The organism is Steroidobacter denitrificans (assembly GCF_001579945.1).
Taxonomy (GTDB): Bacteria; Pseudomonadota; Gammaproteobacteria; order Steroidobacterales; family Steroidobacteraceae; genus Steroidobacter; species Steroidobacter denitrificans.
The window spans coordinates 344,109-361,177 of sequence record NZ_CP011971.1 but is presented as its reverse complement, the minus strand read 5'-3'; the positions used below and the strand labels follow the sequence as shown (position 1 = coordinate 361,177).

10 protein-coding genes are annotated in these 17,069 nt (G+C 62.3%); 4 read left to right on the top strand and 6 right to left on the bottom strand.

From position 1 onward, the window contains the following. Positions 1-123: 123 nt before the first annotated feature. A complete protein-coding gene (locus ACG33_RS01525; RefSeq protein WP_083536341.1) occupies positions 124-2,202 on the top strand; it encodes a S9 family peptidase in 2,079 nt (692 codons plus the stop codon). 137 nt (positions 2,203-2,339) lie between these two features. Here the strand turns inward: ACG33_RS01525 and ACG33_RS01520 are convergent, their stop codons facing one another. Continuing rightward, on the bottom strand, positions 2,340-3,782 hold the full coding sequence (locus ACG33_RS01520) for an ADP-ribosylglycohydrolase family protein (protein WP_168159990.1): 1,443 nt from the start codon (positions 3,780-3,782) through the stop codon (positions 2,340-2,342). Between the two features lie 235 nt (positions 3,783-4,017). Here ACG33_RS01520 and msrB point away from each other — a divergent pair, with 235 nt between their 5' ends. Beyond that, entirely contained in the window at positions 4,018-4,479 is a 462-nt protein-coding gene (gene msrB, locus ACG33_RS01515; protein WP_066918114.1) for a peptide-methionine (R)-S-oxide reductase MsrB, read from the top strand. 115 nt (positions 4,480-4,594) lie between these two features. Next, positions 4,595-5,929 (top strand): EAL and HDOD domain-containing protein, encoded by a 1,335-nt coding sequence (locus ACG33_RS01510; protein ID WP_157071626.1) that lies wholly within the window; start codon positions 4,595-4,597, stop codon positions 5,927-5,929. A gap of 97 nt (positions 5,930-6,026) precedes the next feature. Here ACG33_RS01510 and ACG33_RS01505 read toward each other — a convergent pair whose 3' ends face one another. The 3 genes from ACG33_RS01505 to ampD form a co-directional block, all read right to left on the bottom strand. Beyond that, positions 6,027-7,481 carry a sodium:solute symporter family transporter gene (locus tag ACG33_RS01505; protein ID WP_066918097.1) on the bottom strand — a complete coding sequence of 485 codons (1,455 nt, stop codon included), beginning with the start codon at positions 7,479-7,481 and terminating at the stop codon, positions 6,027-6,029. 171 nt (positions 7,482-7,652) lie between these two features. Then, complete coding sequence (locus ACG33_RS01500; protein WP_168159989.1) at positions 7,653-8,573, bottom strand: cobalamin-binding protein; 921 nt, start codon at positions 8,571-8,573, stop codon at positions 7,653-7,655. A gap of 95 nt (positions 8,574-8,668) precedes the next feature. Continuing rightward, a complete protein-coding gene (gene ampD, locus ACG33_RS01495; protein ID WP_066922656.1) occupies positions 8,669-9,241 on the bottom strand; it encodes a 1,6-anhydro-N-acetylmuramyl-L-alanine amidase AmpD in 573 nt (190 codons plus the stop codon). 151 nt (positions 9,242-9,392) lie between these two features. Here ampD and ACG33_RS01490 point away from each other — a divergent pair, with 151 nt between their 5' ends. Next, positions 9,393-10,127, top strand: coding sequence for a 16S rRNA (uracil(1498)-N(3))-methyltransferase (locus ACG33_RS01490; RefSeq protein WP_066918095.1), 735 nt, complete (start codon positions 9,393-9,395; stop codon positions 10,125-10,127). Between the two features lie 80 nt (positions 10,128-10,207). On the opposite strand, the gene ACG33_RS01485 is transcribed toward ACG33_RS01490, so the two are convergent. Further along, positions 10,208-10,711 carry a chemotaxis protein CheW gene (locus ACG33_RS01485; RefSeq protein ID WP_157071625.1) on the bottom strand — a complete coding sequence of 168 codons (504 nt, stop codon included), beginning with the start codon at positions 10,709-10,711 and terminating at the stop codon, positions 10,208-10,210. After that, positions 10,708-17,061, bottom strand: a complete 6,354-nt coding sequence (locus tag ACG33_RS01480; RefSeq protein ID WP_066918093.1) for a hybrid sensor histidine kinase/response regulator — start codon at positions 17,059-17,061, stop codon at positions 10,708-10,710. The genes ACG33_RS01485 and ACG33_RS01480 overlap by 4 nt, the downstream gene beginning before the upstream one ends. Positions 17,062-17,069: the final 8 nt, after the last annotated feature.

The following is a 17,069-nucleotide window of genomic DNA, read 5'->3' as shown; positions in this document are numbered from 1 at the left end:
GTCCCCGTCCGCTTCCGGCCGACCACTGCTGCTTGATGTGCCCCGTGAACCGATCGGCCCCGACGCACATGGACAAGAAGTAAGATATTTGCCGATATGGCTACTGCCTGGAGTCATCGCCCCATGCCTGTATCGAATTCGCGTTGGTTCGCCTTGATCGCATCGCTGATATTCCAGTGCTCGTACGCCATTCCCGGAGGGCAGGACGAATGGCAGCCGTTCTCGGTCGAGGATCTGGTCCGCTTGAGCCGTATCAGCGAACCCGTGCTGTCACCGGATGGCAGTACCGTGGTGTACACGGTGAGGGAAACGGACATGGCCGCCAACAAAGGCCGCCTGGACCTGTGGTCACTGGATCTGGCGAGCCGCGATGCGCAGCCACGGCGCCTTACGACACATCCGGAAAACGACAGCTCACCGCAATGGTCTTCCGACGGACGCCACATCTACTTCCTGTCCTCGCGTAGCGGATCGCAGCAGATCTGGCGTATGCCCGGCGGCGGGGGAAACGCCGAGCAGGTCACCGAACTGCCGCTGGATGTCGGCAGCTTTCGTCTCAGTCCGGACGGCAGCCGTCTGGCCTTGTCGCTGGAGGTGTTCGCGGACTGTTCCGGGCTGGATTGCAGCGTACGCCGCCTGGCGTCACGGGTTGCCGATCCAGCGAAGGGCCAGGTATTCGACCGTCTTTTCGTACGCCATTGGGATACCTGGTCCGATGGTCGCGTGTCGCAATTGTTCATCGCCCGCCTCGAGAACGGTCGAGCCGGCGAACCGGTTTCGCTGAGCGGTACCCTGGACGCCGATGTGCCCTCCAGACCCTTCGGTGACGCCAGCGAATATGTTTTCTCGCCCGATGGCTCGCGACTGGTGTTCGCGACGCGGCTGAAGGGTGGGACCGAAGCCTGGTCCACGAACTTCGATCTTTACGAAGTCTCCGTCGAAGGCGGCGAGTCGCATAACCTGACACAGGATAATCCCGCCTGGGACACCCAACCCGTATTCTCGCCGAACGGCAGGCTGCTCGCCTGGCGAGCGATGGAACGCGCCGGCTTCGAATCTGACCGCTTTCATCTCATGGTGCAGGATCTGAAAAGCGGCGAGCGGCGGGCGCTCACCCGGGCATGGGACCGCTCGATCGATTCATTCGCGTTTTCGCACGATGGACGCACGATCTACGCCACAACCGATCACTTCGGCCAGCATCCCTTGTGGGCGATCGACGTCAAAAGTGGCAAGCCGACGATGCTGACCGGTCCGGGACGGGTAGAGGAATTCTCGGTCGGCAGAAAGAAAATCATCTTCACACTGGCCTCACTCAGGTCACCGGCGGAACTCCAAGTGTTGACGCTACGGGAGACCACGCTGCGCGAGCTGCCGCGCATGAATGCGGAACTGCTGTCGCAGCGCCGGCTCGGCGAGCCGGCGCAATTCACCTTTACCGGCGCGGATGGCGACACCGTGTACGGCTATGTGATGAAACCGGCGAATTTCGTTCCCGGCAAGCGTTACCCCGTGGCTTTCATCGTGCACGGCGGCCCGCAGATTTCGTTCGCGAACGGCTGGAGTTATCGCTGGAACCCGCAAACCTATGCCGGCGCAGGCTATGCATCCATCTTCATCGACTTCCATGGCTCGCCCGGCTACGGTCAAAAATTCACGGATTCCATCAGTGAGGACTGGGGCGGCGGGCCGCTGGAAGATCTGCGCAAGGGATTGGCCGCGGCACTGGAAAAATATCCCTGGCTCGACGACACGCGCATGTGCGCGCTTGGCGCCTCGTACGGCGGCTACATGATCAACTGGATTGCGGGGCAATGGTCCGAACCGTTCCGCTGCCTGGTGAACCATGCAGGCATTTTCGACAACCGCAGCATGGCGTACACGACCGAGGAACTATGGTTTCCGGAATGGGAGCACGGCGGCTCGGCATTCACGGTACCCCGCAATTATGCAAGGTTCAATCCGGTGAACCATGTTGCACAGTGGAACACCCCAACCCTGATCATCCACGGTGCACATGACTATCGCGTGCCTTATACCCAGGGACTGGCCACTTTCACCGCCCTGCAGCGGCGCGGTGTTCCCAGCCGGTTGCTGTTCTTCCCAAACGAGAATCACTGGGTGCTCCAACCTGCAAACAGCATCCAGTGGCATCGCGAGGTGGAGAAGTGGCTGAACCGGTGGACCGGCACCAAAGAATAAAATCGTAACAGATGTGCAGCGCGAGCTCAGCGTCAAGTCGCAAGAGCGCATCTGGAGCAGCTTCTCATCCGACAGACGTATCCAGGACGGCTCGCGAGTCACGACTTTCCGACGCGCTATCTTGCGCGTCGGTACTCTCATTGCAAGTTCGACAAATGTCGGGCGATGCTGCGCAGGACAGCATCTTCGAGCAGGCGCCGGCGCCATTCGGCTGGAATCGCCTCGATACCGTAGTGCGCACCCGCCAACGCACCGCACAGCGCGGCTGCTGCGGACGGCGCACGCAGGCGCGTCGTAAGCTCAATCATGGCTTCACGAAAACTCATACCCGAAGCAAATGCCTGTATCGCCATGCGCGTCACCAACACGGCGCTCTGCGTGTCGGACCCATCCCGATTTTGACGCTTGCTCTGACAATGCTTGTCATCCGCATTGCCGGCAGCATCTCGGTTTTCGGCAAGACACGCCTCGATCACCGCCTTGAGCGGGCGTCGGCGCGCCAGTTGCGTTGCCGGCCCCTCGTAAGCCAGCAGAGTGTTCCGGTCCACGCCGGCCAATGCATCGATCAGCATGCCGGCCCAGAAACGACACAGATCCAGGACGACCGGCGACTGCTGGGTCGTACGCGACAGATCTGCAGCGAGATCGATGGCGAGAGTTGCATCTCGGTGCCGGAACATTACCGCCGCCAGCGTGCGCGGCAAGGAGTGCGGGTCCAGGTTATTCGGATCGTGCGAACCGGCATGCGGCTTCCTCGACCACTGCCAGACAGCCAGCGCACGCTTGAAATCCGCCGGTGCCTCGGCATCGCGGAACCATTGCAGATAGCGCTGCAGCTGATCCTGCGGGTCATGCCCGCCGCTCGCTAACAGGCTCTGCGCAGCCGCCACCGTCGTTGCCGTATGAATGCTCGTAGCCAGAGGCTGCGCATCGCGCATCGTCGCCATGACGGCTGCAGCATTATAATTGCTGACGGCCACGAGCGTACCCAGCGCGTCACCGACGGCCAGTCCGACCAGCGCCCCCTGATAGCGTACGCCCAGACCTGCTGACTCCGCCTCGGAGCCCGACGTATCGTGCCAGCGGCGCACGAACTCCACCTGCTCCGGCGTTTCCGGCACCGTCGGCCAGCGGTGCGAGCGGACACACTGCCGCCACAGATGCTGCAACCGCTCCAGGGCTTCCTCGTTATCGAGGCCACGACGAATCAGATGACATGCGACGGTCATGCCCGTACGCCCGATTCCGGCATGGCAGTGAACGTACACATTCCGGTCTGCAGCGATCTCTGCGTCGATCCGATCGAGGATCCGGCTCATGTATTCGTCGGATTCCGGCAGATCGTGATCCACGATCGGGATGCGGCGATATCGGACCTGCTGTTCCGTCAAACCCGGCAGCAGACAGTCATAAGCCGGCAGCTCACCCTCCTCGGTGAGATCGAGGAAACTGTTGATTCCTGCGCGCAAAAGCTGCTGCACCCGCTCCATCGCATCTGCACGCGACATGGAGCCCGGGTATTCGCCGGCGAGCAACCGCCCGGGCTGAACCCAATAGCTGTTGGGCAGCGGAGATGGCATGGATTCCAACGCTTGACGGACCATATGGACACCGATGATAAGGCATTCAAACAGCCCCGCCCATCGGCTGCAACAATAGTCCGGACGCGCCCGTGTTTGGCTGGCGCTTCTATGCAGGCGCTGCAACCTGTAGACTCTTGCAGTCCGTGCCGCCGCCATCACGGTTCGGACTTCCTGTTTATGCGCCGTATGACTATCGCCACTGCCGCATACGCGATCAAATGGATGATGAATCATGACGGTATCCGAGAGCGGCTATGATCTCCGTCCTCTCGATACACGCCGGCGCGAAGCGCTGGCCGAGGCTCTCACACCGCAACAACGCCGGATCATCCTGCACCAGGGAACGGAGCCGCCGTTTTGCGGTACGCTGCTCAACAACAGGCAGGCGGGACTGTATGCCTGCCGACTGTGCGGCCTGCCGCTATTCGAGGCGAAGGCGAAATTTGAATCCGGTACCGGCTGGCCGAGCTTCACCCAACCCCTCGACTCACAACATATCAGAGAGCTGCTCGATGAGAGCCGCGGCATGATCCGTATCGAGGTCCGTTGCCGTCGCTGCGACGGCCACCTTGGCCACGTGTTCGACGATGGTCCGCCGCCCATCGGCAAGCGCTACTGCCTGAATTCGGAGTCGCTCGAATTCTATCCGAACGGCTCATCGCCACCGCAAAGGACTGCGCAGGACCCGGCCTGAGGGCGCTGCGGCGGGATTCGCTCGTTGCCGCAAGATCCGGAGTGAGCACTGCTGCTCAAGCCGGAAGACGACGAATCGATATACTCCCCGCTGGGTGAAGAAAGCAGTAGCGCACATGACGAGGATGGCGTATCGACAAGGCTTGGGTATCGGGGCCGCAAGGTCGCGACGTCGCCCGCTTCACACGCCCGCCGCAATCGGCAGCCCGGCGAGCAAATCGAATCTTTCCAACACGATCGAGGCACTAGTCGCGCGCCAGCCGATTTTCGATTCGGAGCTGCGCGTACTGGCGCATGAGCTTCTGTATCGCGCATCCGCCGGTCATGACAGCGCCGAGCTGCAGGATGCCCGGACTGCGACGTTGAGCGTGATCATGAATGCCTGCCTGGAGATCAGCCTGGATCACTTGGTCGGCAGTAAGCCGGCGTATATCAATTTCCCCAAAGATCTGCTCGTGGGAGGAGATACGCCCTTAACCTTGCCGCTGCCGTCCGAACGCGTCGTAATCGAAGTACTCGAGGACGTAGTTGCGGATCAGGAAGTAACGAGCGGCATAGCGGCGCTACGCCGCCACGGATATATGATCGCACTGGATGATTTTTCATTCGAGAATAGCGATGCCGCCTTACTCGATCTAGCCGACATCGTAAAGATCGACATCATGAACCTGGACGCGGTCCAGCTCGAACGAACCTGCAAGGCGCTGCAGCCCCGAAATCTGCTATTGATCGCGGAAAAAATCGAGACATCGGCACAATTCGAGCACTGTCGCCGCTTGGGTTTTCAAGGTTTCCAAGGTTTTTTTCTGCATCGGCCGGAGACTTTCACCGGACGCCGCATGCCCACCAACCGCCTGGCGATCCTGCGAATCATGGCGGAGCTGCAGAATCCGCTGGTGTCGGTTTCCGATCTGGAGTTACTGGTAGGACGCGATACGACCACGAGCTATCGGATACTACGTTGCATCAACTCCAGCTACTACAACCTGCCACGCCCGATAAGCTCCTTGCGCGAGGCTATCGTCATCCTGGGATTGGATCAGTTGCGCCGGTTATGTGCCCTGGTAATGCTGGCAGGATTCGACGATCGGCCGGGACAACTGTTGATCGATGCGATGACACGAGCCAGGATGTGCGAATTACTTGCACAACAGGCGGGCGTGGCCGACAGCGGTCCGTACTTCGTCACCGGGCTGTTCTCGGTGCTCGACGCTCTGGTCGCTCAACCCCTCGCAGAAGCCTTGTCCGAACTGCCGTTGGCGGCGCCGATCAGCCGGGCATTATTGCAGGGGGAAGGGGACCTGGGAGCGGCGCTGAGCTGCGTCCGCCACTACGAATCCGGTGACTGGAACCGGGTGCGGTACGGCGCTCTGGATGAGCAACAGATCCGTACCGCCTACATGCAAGCACTGCACTGGGCTGAAGAAAGCCACGCTCTCGTGGGCAGCTAGGAAGATTGTCCCAATATCGCAGATCGGTCCGGCCACCCACGACAGGGTTCTTTCGACTTCGCGTCGGCGGCGGCGCCGAATCCTTTGCCGTCAGCCGCTAGATCGGCAATCGGTCATGGATGGTTTCTTCCGAGCGATCCGCGCGATCCGGATTGCGCCGACGCTCTCCGCCGCTCAGCGCGATTCCCAGGGCGGCAATGAACGGCAACACTCGCTCCAGGAAATCTCCGGGCGCATCCGGCAACAGGTGAAACAACACAGACAATATGAACCCCGACCACATCGCTCCAAGGGTCGAGCCCGGCCGGATGCGCTTGCCGCTCAAGCGCACCAGCAACAGGGGACCCAACGATGCACCCAGCGCCGTGAACGCGAAAAAACCACGATCCAGACTTGTACCAGGTACATACGTTACCAGGCTACATAACAGCGCGGCGGCGATGATCAGCGCCACTCGGCACCGCGCCAGCGAGGATGACGCTGCACCGTAGCCCAGATCCAGGGCGAAACTGGTGGAGACCGTCAACAGCAGGCTGGCAATACCCAGCATGATTGCGCCCGCCAGAGCAAGCAAGAACACCGACCCGGCCCACAGTGGCAGCATCCGCATGGCGAGAGCAATCATCGCCTGCCGAGAATCCTCGAGGCCGGCATACATTACGCTGGCGCTCCAGCCGCACAGGAGCACGGCCGCCAGCAGCACGGCGATCCATCCCAAGGCAATCCAGCGAAGTCGGCCCAAGGCGGCCTCATCCCGAACCGCCATGCAGCGGCTCAATGCATGCGCCTGTCCCGGCATGACAAGCCCTAGGCCGAACGTGCCCGCTACGAAGGCGACGGCGGCCACGCCGCTGCGGCCGCCGAAGATATCCAGAGACTCGGGGCTCAGGGCACCCAACCCCGCCCACAGCTCCCCCCAGCTCCCTGCGGCAATCCAGGCCGGCGGCAGCAGCAATACTGCGGACCCCAGCAGCAGGGCAGTTTGGGCGGCATCACACAGGCTGGCTGCAAACAGGCCGCCGCTGAACAAGCTGATCACGATCAATGTCAGGGTCAGCATGATCACACCCCCCCCGGTAAACGCCAGTTCCACCTGCAGCACATCGGCGCCGAAGCGCAGCGCAGCGCTGGCCAGCAACAGCAGGGTCACCGTCAGAATGAATACCGCGGAGCGCGCCACGGCCGGCTGCAGCCGGCCGCCGGCATCCGCGCTCAGCACCTGAATAAGGGTTGCATGGCTCTGGGCAAGGGACGCTGCGCGCAGTCTCGGCGCGACAAACCATAAGTTGATGACACAACCCAAGAGCATCGCCGGCCACAGCCATAACGCCGACATGCCCCATGAAAACGCGGCAGCACACATCAGCGTCAGGACCCAGGCGTTCGTCACGCCGCCGGTATAGCCCAACGCCGCCGTCCAGGCACCCAGCCTGCGGCTGCCCAAGATGAAGTCTGCGGCATTGTGCGTGCGCCGCGCGGCCCGCACCGTGATAGCCAGCATCAGGGCGATCAAGACGAGCAGCATCAGATAGGTCGCGACAGGTCGTGTCATTGATCGCCAATCGGGTCCATTGCGGCGCCGATGCTACACGAGCGAACACCACCACGGTACAAGAACGTCCAACGCCGATGAAACTCGGATGCGCGCAGCGGACTCTTGAGACCGCTGCAATGATGCGAACCGGGACAGCTCCTGAAGGAGTCGTATCGGGACTTCGAAATACTACATGCCCAGGCGCGCACGTGCCTTGTCCAAGGTGCGGCAGATTTCCCGCGCCCCGTCGACGAGGCGCAGGGTCGCACGTGCAATGTCGTCGGAAGGCAGCGAATAGACGTTGCCGCTGCGTACGGCCTCGATATGCCGCCATCGGCGCCACTGCGCCACCGCTTCAGCACCCGCATAGTCTGTATTGATGATCACCTGCGGATTCGCAGCGATGACCGCCTCGACGCCGATCACAGGCGCAAGTTCGCCGAGTCCGGCAAATACGTTACGCCCGCCGCACAAGGCGACAGCCTCGCTCATCAGATGCTTACCGTTGACCGTGTACAGCGGCTGTTCGTTGATCTGCAGGAAGACGCTGATGCTGGCACGATCGCGGTATCGCCGGCGTAAACTCGCCATGTCCTGTTCGAAGCGAGCTGCGGCCTCGTCCGCCGCAGCCGATGTTCCCGCCAGTTTGCCGATGGCGCGCACGGCCGCCGGGATGTCATCGATGACATGCGTCTCGATCGACACGACATGCAGCTGCAGCTTGCGTAGTTGCTCGATCGTCGGCAGCGGCGTTCCAGAGTCCCAGGCCAGCACGAGATCGGGGCGCAGCGCCAGCGCCCGTTCCAGGTCGACCCGGAAGGCGTCTCCGATGCGGGGAATGGCGCGCGCCGCCTCGGGATAGTTGCTGTATTCCACGGTTCCGACGATACGCTCCCCCGCACCTGCGGAAAACGTCAGCTCCGTCAGGTTGGGCGCAAGGCTCAGAATACGCCGGACCGGCACCGCCGAGGCATCATCCTCGGCCGCCGAGACCGCGGCAACCTCCGGCCCGAAGCGGCTCGCCACCGCAAGCGCAGCCGCAGAATCAGTCGGGCCGGCCACCGCGCCGGCCAAGATCAGCATTCGCATCAGCGGACGTACGCGGCTCATTCGCATCCGGCGCGCCACATATGCCCGTGCTGCCTGAAGTCCGTGGTCCAGGCGACACGATCCCGTACGTTCGCCGGCGACCGTCTCGGCGGCTGTCATCGCTGTTCCGCGCGCAATAATGCGTGCAGCCTGGGCCAATCGAAGGCGGGACCGGGATCGCTCTTGCGCCCGGGCGCGATATCGCAGTGGCCCGCGATCCGCCGCGGCGACAACGATGCGTACGCCGCGCACATAGCCAGGACGATCGCACTCAGAATACGATACTGGACCGGTTCGTAGGCCGCCTCGTCCGCACCCTCCAGTTCGATGCCGATGGAGAAATCGTTGCAGCGCGGCCTGCCGCGGTAGATCGACTCACCTGCGTGCCAGGCTCGCAGATGCAACGGCACATACTGTACCAGCAGCCCGTCGCGGCGAATCAACAAGTGGGAAGAGACTTTCAAGCCGGCAACGGTGGCAAAGTAGGGATGCGCATTCGGCGGCAACTGGTTGGTGAACAGCGCATCGATCCAGGGACCGCCATACTCCCCTGGCGGAAGACTGATGCCATGCACTACGATGAGTTCCGGCAATGCGCCGTCCGGCCGCGGGTCGCAATTGGGTGAGACCACCTGCCGTGCGCCCTCCACGAAGCCGCTTCCCGGATCGATCTGCCAGTGCGTATGCATTGCATTCATCGGGTATGAGTTTGCATCCTGTGATTGTACGGCACAACGTCTTCTGTGACCGGGCCAGCCGTAGATGCCTTCACCGGCAGACCGCCGAATCCCGATCATGACCTGCACACCGCACCCGGCTACGGTCCAAGGCTGAATTCTCATGCGATTGAACAGAGTGTTTTGTGAAGGCCCGCTGGCCAGCGGCGCGGAACTCGACTTGCCGGCTGCCGGCGCTTATCACATCGTCCGGGTTTTGCGCTTGCGGGAGGGCGCACCGCTTGCGGTATTCGACGGCAAAGGCGCCGAATTCCATGCCGAGATCAGCCGCCTCGACAAACGCAAGGTCACACTTCGCTTGCTGGAACGAATCTCGCGCATCAGCGAATCCATGTTGAACATCACCCTGGTCCAGGGCGTATCGCGCGGCGATCGCATGGACTGGACGCTGCAAAAAGCTACCGAACTCGGCGTCACGGCCATCGTACCGGTACTGAGTGCCCGCAGCGTCGTGCGGCTGGATGAAGAACAAATGCGCAAGAAGCAGGCGCACTGGCGCGGCATCATCATAGGAGCTGCCGAGCAAAGCGGGCGCACCCGCATCCCCGCTCTTGCACCCTCGATGAGATTGCGAGACTACCTGATCCAATCGCGAAAATCCGGCCTGCGCATCGTGCTCAGCCCATCCGCCAGGACATCGCTGGCAAGCCTCGGCAATCAGCCGAATCAGGTCGAATTGCTGATCGGTCCGGAAGGCGGACTGGATGATGAAGAAACGATGGCGGCACAACGAGCCGGCTTCAGGCCGGTACACCTGGGTCCGCGCGTGCTGAGAACCGAGACGGCATCAGTCGTCACGCTATCGATACTGCAAGCTTTATGGGGCGACTTGCGGTAGATGGTTCCCGCATTCGCGGACGCCGCCGGCAAAACCGGGTTTTGCCGGCAAGGGTGCCGAAGGCAGGACCGGCTTCCAAATCAGGCAGCGCACGTCTCTTCGCTGATCATCTGCTCCATCCAGGCGAAATCGGGAATCAGCGGTGACTCGTTCAGCATCTGAACCTGGCACAGGATTGGACCGCGCTCGCCAAAGCTGCGGCTCGGATCCGCCTTCACGACGTCCGCATTGAGCCGCACCAGCTGTGGGAAGCCCTGAGTCATGACTCCAAAATACCCGCTCGATAGCGCGCCGCTCAAAGCGACGAAAATGACGATCCGGGTGCGCGTTCCAGGAGTGGGAACGGCTTGCCCGCAGGCTGCCTCGAAGGCAACGACAGGTACGGGCCGGCCGCTCCAGCGAATCGTGCCCAGGTACCACGGCGGCGCCCCATGCATCGTCTCGGGAGCCTGCCAGGTGACGACTTCGGCCACGCAGGCACGAGGTACGATCAGCCGCTCGTGCGCCAGCGGCACCAGCAGACTGTAGAGTTCATGCGTGGAGACTTCGCTCATCCGGCCCTCCGCCGGTACGGAGGTGTTCACGATACTCTCCTACGACGCGCCGAAATCAGCGGTTCGATCGCGTCCAGCAGCTGATTTTCCTGGTAGGGTTTACCGAGATAATCGTTCACCCCCAACTCGATCGCCCGCGCACGGTGTTTCTCTCCTACGCGCGAAGTGATCATCACGATCGGAACGGCGGCAAGGCGCGCATCGGCACGTACATGCGCAGCCAGCTCATAGCCGTCCATGCGCGGCATTTCGATATCGAGCAAAATCACGTCGGGACTATGCTCCTGCAGGATCGACAGAGCGTCGACACCGTCCTTCGCCGTCATGACGCGCATGCCGTTGCGCTCCAGCAGCCGCTGCGTCACCCGACGCACCGTGATCGAATCATCTACGACCAGAGCAAGCGCGCGTCGCTCCGGACCTGCCTCCAAGGAATTCAGAGCAGCAGGTCCACGCCATTCCGAGCGCACCAGGGACCCCATGTCCAGGATGATCACGATACGCCCATCACCCAGGATCGTCGCGCCTGCAATACCGCGGATCGTGGCAATCTGCGGACCGACCGATTTCACCACCATTTCCCGGCTGCCGATCAGTTCATCGGTAACGATTGCGGTGGAGTACTCGCCGGCGCGGATCAGGATCACGGGCACCGAGACATCCGCCTCCGGCAATACCGAAGCACCTCCACCGACGAACGCTCCGAGATGCTGAAAGCGATAAAGCTGTCCGCCATAATCGAAAGAGGGCGTATCCTCGGCCAGATGCTGCTGTACCTTCGAGCGCGGCACGCGGGCCACGCCCTCGACCGAGGGCAGCGGCAAGGCGTATAGCTCCTCACCGGTGCGTACGATCAACGCCTGGGTGATTGCAAGTGTGAACGGCAGACGAATCGTGAACTGTGCTCCTTGCCCGTACCGGGAACGGGTAAACAGCGCGCCGCCCAGCTTCTTGATCTCCGTGACCACGACATCCATGCCCACACCACGGCCTGCATGCTGCGTGACCGCGCTGGCTGTGCTGAACCCCGGTTCCAGGATCAGCTGCAAGGCTTCCTCGTCGCTCAGCTCGCGACCCTGCTGCAACAGGCCGCGCAGGCGCGCCCGTTCCCGCACTGCCTGGACATCGATGCCGCGGCCATCGTCTTCCAGGACGATGACCATCTCGGATCCTTCACGATGCAGACCGACCTTGATCGTACCGCGTTCGGGCTTGCCTGCTGCGAGACGTTCCTGGGGGGACTCTATTCCGTGGATAACCGCGTTACGCAACATATGCTCGAACGGCGGCAACATCCGGTCGAGTACCTGACGATCGAGTTCACCCGAAGCACCTGTCACGACCAGCTCGGCCTGCTTACCCGTCTCGGTCGCCACTTGGCGCACGAGACGACTGAGCCGCTGTACATGGCGCTGGAAGGGCACCATGCGCGTGCGCATCAGTCCGTTCTGCATCTCGGTGACGACACGGGATTGCTGCAGCAACAGGTTTTGCGCCTCGCGCGTGAGGTTCTCCAACAATCCTTCGATACTGCTGACGTCGCTGACAGACTCGGCGAATGCGCGGGAAAGCTGCTGGATCGAGGAATAGCGGTCCAGTTCGAGGGGGTCGAAATCGGCGCGGCCAGGATGCTCTGCTTCGTGACGGTGCAGAATCTGCGCCTCCGTCTCCAGTTCCAGCTTGCGCAACTGCTCTTTCAGGCGGGTTACGGTGCGGCCGAGTTCCGCGAGGTTGAACTCGATCGAGCTGATCTGCTGCTCCAGGCGCGAACGAAAAATACTCACCTCCCCGGCATTGTTGAGGAGATTGTCCAGCAGGTCGGCATCGACGCGAGCGACTTCATGGCGTTCCTGGGCCTGCGGCTCGCGGCCAGGCAGGACCGCCGCCTCCGGTGCCGGTTCCGGCAATACCTCCGGCAAGTCGGGCGCCAGTCCCGCCACCTCCGGCGAACCAGGCCCGGCTGCGGCAGCGGCTGGCTCGATTAAAGCCGCCGGCTCGATCCCAGACTCGGTATCGGCTTCGGGGTTCCAGGACGCCTGCGCATCCTCTCCCCGATCGATCTGCATCGCAGTCTGAGGCGGCGTATCGGTCCCAGGAAGTTCAGTACGCCAGCCATCGATATCGCGAGCGGCGGCGTCACCAATCCAAGCATCCGGCGCGGATTCCGGCAGACCCTCGACAGATTCGAAGGGATCCGTCAGCGTCGGCACCATGTCGGTCTGCGAACCATCCGGCTGCGAGTCCGGTGATATCAGCGAATCTGGGGATGCCGGCGAAAACTCGAATTCAGCTGCATCCACGGGTGCGAGCGACGCCTGCGCATGCGCCTCAGGGGAGAAATCCGGCGCCGGCTCGCGAGCCGGCTCGGCCGGTGCCAGGCCTGCGAGTGCTCGAATACGGTCGACCAGTTCATGCGCCGGCGTGCAGCGCTGGCCATCGCTGGCCAGATCGCGCATCCGATTCAGTTCATCCAGGCTGGCCTGCAAGGCGTCGAACACCGCCTGTTCCGCCGGTACCTCTTTCGCCTCGACACGTTGCATGAGCGTTTCGAGTTCATGACTAAGATCGCCCATGGCGCGAATGCCCGCCATACGGGCACCGCCCTTGAGGGTGTGCACGAGACGTTTCAGTTCAAAAATGAGTGCGCCGTTGGTGCGATCGCGTATCCATGCCGACAATGATTGATCGGCAGCCTCCAGCAGCTCGGCCGCTTCCTCGGTAAAGATCGCGGCAATGTCCGGATCGAAATCGTCTTCTTCCTCTTCGACAATCGCCGCCACCGTTGCGACAGGCTCAATGCCGTCCGCCTCGGCGGCATCGATCGCTTCGGATACATCGGGCACTTCGGACACTTCGACTGCATCGAGAGCGGAGGCCCGCATCACACTGGCCAATTCCGGAGGGTCGAACTCGGCTGCCCAGGCCTCCGTCTCCACGATGATGGTTTGCGGACTCTCCTCGGCGGACGCTGCAGCCGGGTCATCGGCCGCTTCCTGCTCGCCCGTCTCATCGATCAGGATATTCGAGTCATCCGCTTCGAGGTCCGCCGGATCCATCGCAGAGAAGTCCTGTTCCGCTGCGAAATCCTGTGGATCCGGCGAGATAGCGTCGATGGCGGCGTTTGCCGCCGTACCCTTGCCGGCCTCTTCGAGGACATGACTCGTCTCGATACCGGCCGCGATGACGGTACCGTCATCGCCAGCGACGCTCTCCTCGATCTGGGAGCCCGTTTCTACCTCGATATCATCCACGAACCCGGTGTTCGCGCCATCGGGAACCCCCTCGGCCGGCATACTCGATCCGGACTCGCTGTCGGCCGGTATGGATGAGACCGTATCATCCGGGTCATCATCCGGATCCGACGGAAAGTTTTCGTAACTCCAGTTGAGAATATCGAGCACATCATCATCGTCCGAAGCCAGGGAACCGGCGGCACCCTCAAGCGGCGCTTCCAGCGCCGGGACGACCTCGCCCGCAATGATCGGCGTCGACACCGTGCCGTCCAGCGCCTCGGCAAGTCTGGAGATTTCGGCATCTAAGCCATGCTCGAGCGCTTCCAGGCGTGCCACGATGCCTGCCTGATCCGTAAAAAAGCCGGTGTCCTCATCGATATGATCGACGACCTGCTGAATGGCGGCGACCGAGTCCCGCAGGATCGCCAGGCCTGCCGGCGGTAAGCCGACGGAATTATCGTAGAGCTTGCGTATATAGCGATTCAGCGGTTCGGCAATCTTGATGCCTTGACGCGCCCCGGCCGTCTTGGCCGTGCCGCTGAGCGTGTGACAGGAGCGATGCAGGGACTCGGTGACCGGGTAAGGCGCCTCCAGCGGCTCACAGACGGCGAGATATTCACGAATGGCCGCGAGATGCCCTGCGGTTTCCTTGGCGTAGATATCGTGCAGTACCGGATCCATCCGCTCGGCGATGGACGGCATGCCGGCCCGCGGCGTTTTTTTTTCTTCAGGTACCGCAACCGGCGCAGGCAACACGGGTGCCGAAGACGGCACCGCCCGTACGGCGCCGGAAGGCGCAGCCGACCTTCTCGAAGCGCCGGCGCCGGGACGTACGCCCGCCATCGCATTCGCCTGGCCGATCAGGCGCGCGATATCGAGCTGCGGGCTACGAGCCGTTTCGAGCTGTTCCACCAGTTCAGGCACGGCGGCAACGCTCTCGCGCAGCAGCGACATCATTTCGGGAGTGCGTTCGAGAGTCTTGCTGATCACGCGATTCAGCAGATTCTCGATCGCCCAGGCGAACTCGCCGATGAGCTGCGCACCGACCATGCGGCCGCTGCCTTTCAGGGTATGGAAGGACCGGCGCACATTGATCAACGCCTCCAGATCCTGCGGATTCTCGTCCCAACGTGGAAAGAGCTCTCTGAGATGCCCGATTTCGTCCTTGGCCTCTTCGATGAACAGCTCCAGGAACTCCGGATCGATATCGCCCTCACGCGGCATGACGATCGCTGCCGGCAATGCGGATTGATCGAGCTCGGATGGACTCTCCGGCCGGCGTGACGCCGAGCCGTCTCGACTCACGGCCGGCATCGACGCCAGTACCGCCGTCGGCTCATGCTGCGTCGGCAGTGCAAAGGTCTGAGCGTTCGATTCGATGACGATCGTGCGGGCCGGATCCGCAAGGCCGGAGTCATCAGTTTCAACGTGCTCGATCGGCTGGGCGTCAGCCAGGAAACGCAGGCAGGTCTCGGCGTTATCGAGCATGTACCAGGGATCGGCCCGTCCGGCTTGCAGCGTTTCCATGTAATATTCCACGGCAACAACTGCATCTGCCAAGCGGTCCATGGCTTCCTGCGGCAATGTCAGGCCATCGCTGCGAACGAACCGGCCGAGCATCCGATTGATGCCCTCCATGGTTTCCACCGCACGCGTTTTACCCAGCATCAGCAGGCCGGCGATGATCCCGCGCGTGAGCTGCGGGATCTGATCGATCGCCTGCGCTTCGCGCGGCTTTTCCACCAGGAGCGCCACTGCCTCCTTGATGCGGGCCAGGTTCACGATGCATTCGCGCAGCACCGCCTCGGTGACCTGACGAAACTCGATCTCGTCCGGACCGTCGGCAGTATCCGAAGCGGACGTCGTTTGCGCGCCGGTACTTGGCACGATCATGCCGACCAGCTGTTCGTCCAGGCTGTCCTCGACCTTGATCAAGGTAGCGGCCATGCGCAGCAAGGTATCGTCGCCGGCCGCGATTCGCTCGGCTACGATGGCCTGCAGATCGCCGGCTTCAGCCTGGACCTTGTCGCGCAGTTCGCCCAGCCCCAGCACACCCAGCGTATCGGCAATCTTCTTCAACAGTTCCAGCTGCGGCGCCAGCTCATCGACCTGCGTCCCCCCCTGGCGCACGAAGATATCCAATGCGTCCTTGACACGGCCCAGATCCTCCTTGATCGCGGCCGCCACGGTTTTCATGAGCTTGACCGACGGCGCCGACAGGCTCTCGCGCGCCTCATCGATACTGTCGTCGGCAGGCAGCAGCTCGTTCAGGCGGAACGAAGCGCGCACAGCTGCAACACGCGGGCCGGAGGAACGAGCGCGAGCCACGTAATAAAGCAGATTGTTCAGCAGTTCCAGCGCCGGCGAATCGGCATAACGCACTTCGCCCAGCTCATACAGTCGCCTCATGTCGCGATCGGCCTGACCCAGCAGCCGCTTGACGGAAGCGCTGCCCTCCAGACCGCCTTCGCGCAGTCCCTCGAGCACGGCACCGACCACCCACCATAATTGGAACACCGGCTGCGTCGTCGCGACCTGTTCGAGTTTCTCCGCCGTGCGCGCCAGAATCTCCAGATTCTGGTCGACGCGTTCACCCTTGATCCAGCCCAGCAGACCCAGCTGGAAACGGGTACGTAACTTGCGTGCCCACTGCGCCACCGTCAGCGAAGCCTCGCCATCGATGGCCGCGACCGGATTGGCCTGCTGATCCGAACTCAAATTAAGCAACAGCAGAGTGCCTTCCGACAACAGCGCATGCCCGCGTACGGCGCGTAGATCGTTCAACAAAGGCAATAGCACCAGCGCCATGTCGCGTCCGCCGCTCATTACGCGTTCCAAATACGTCGGCAGCTGCACCATCGCGCGCATCAACGCATCCAATCCCTCGGCCAGATGACGTCTTTCCTCGAAGTTATCGATCAGATAGCGTGCGACCTGCCCCATCTCCTCCACCAGCAACGCGGCGCCGTAAACCTCGGCGATACGCAGTGCACCGTGGACGGAACGCAGATGCTCATGGCACTTGCGCAGCAAGGCCAGGTTGTCCTGTTGTTCACCGAATGCCTCGAGCGCCGCGCGCGCTTCATTCAGCTCGGCGGCCAGCTCGCGTGCAACGATATGCAGGGTTTGCGATGAGACCTCAGCCATAGTCTGTG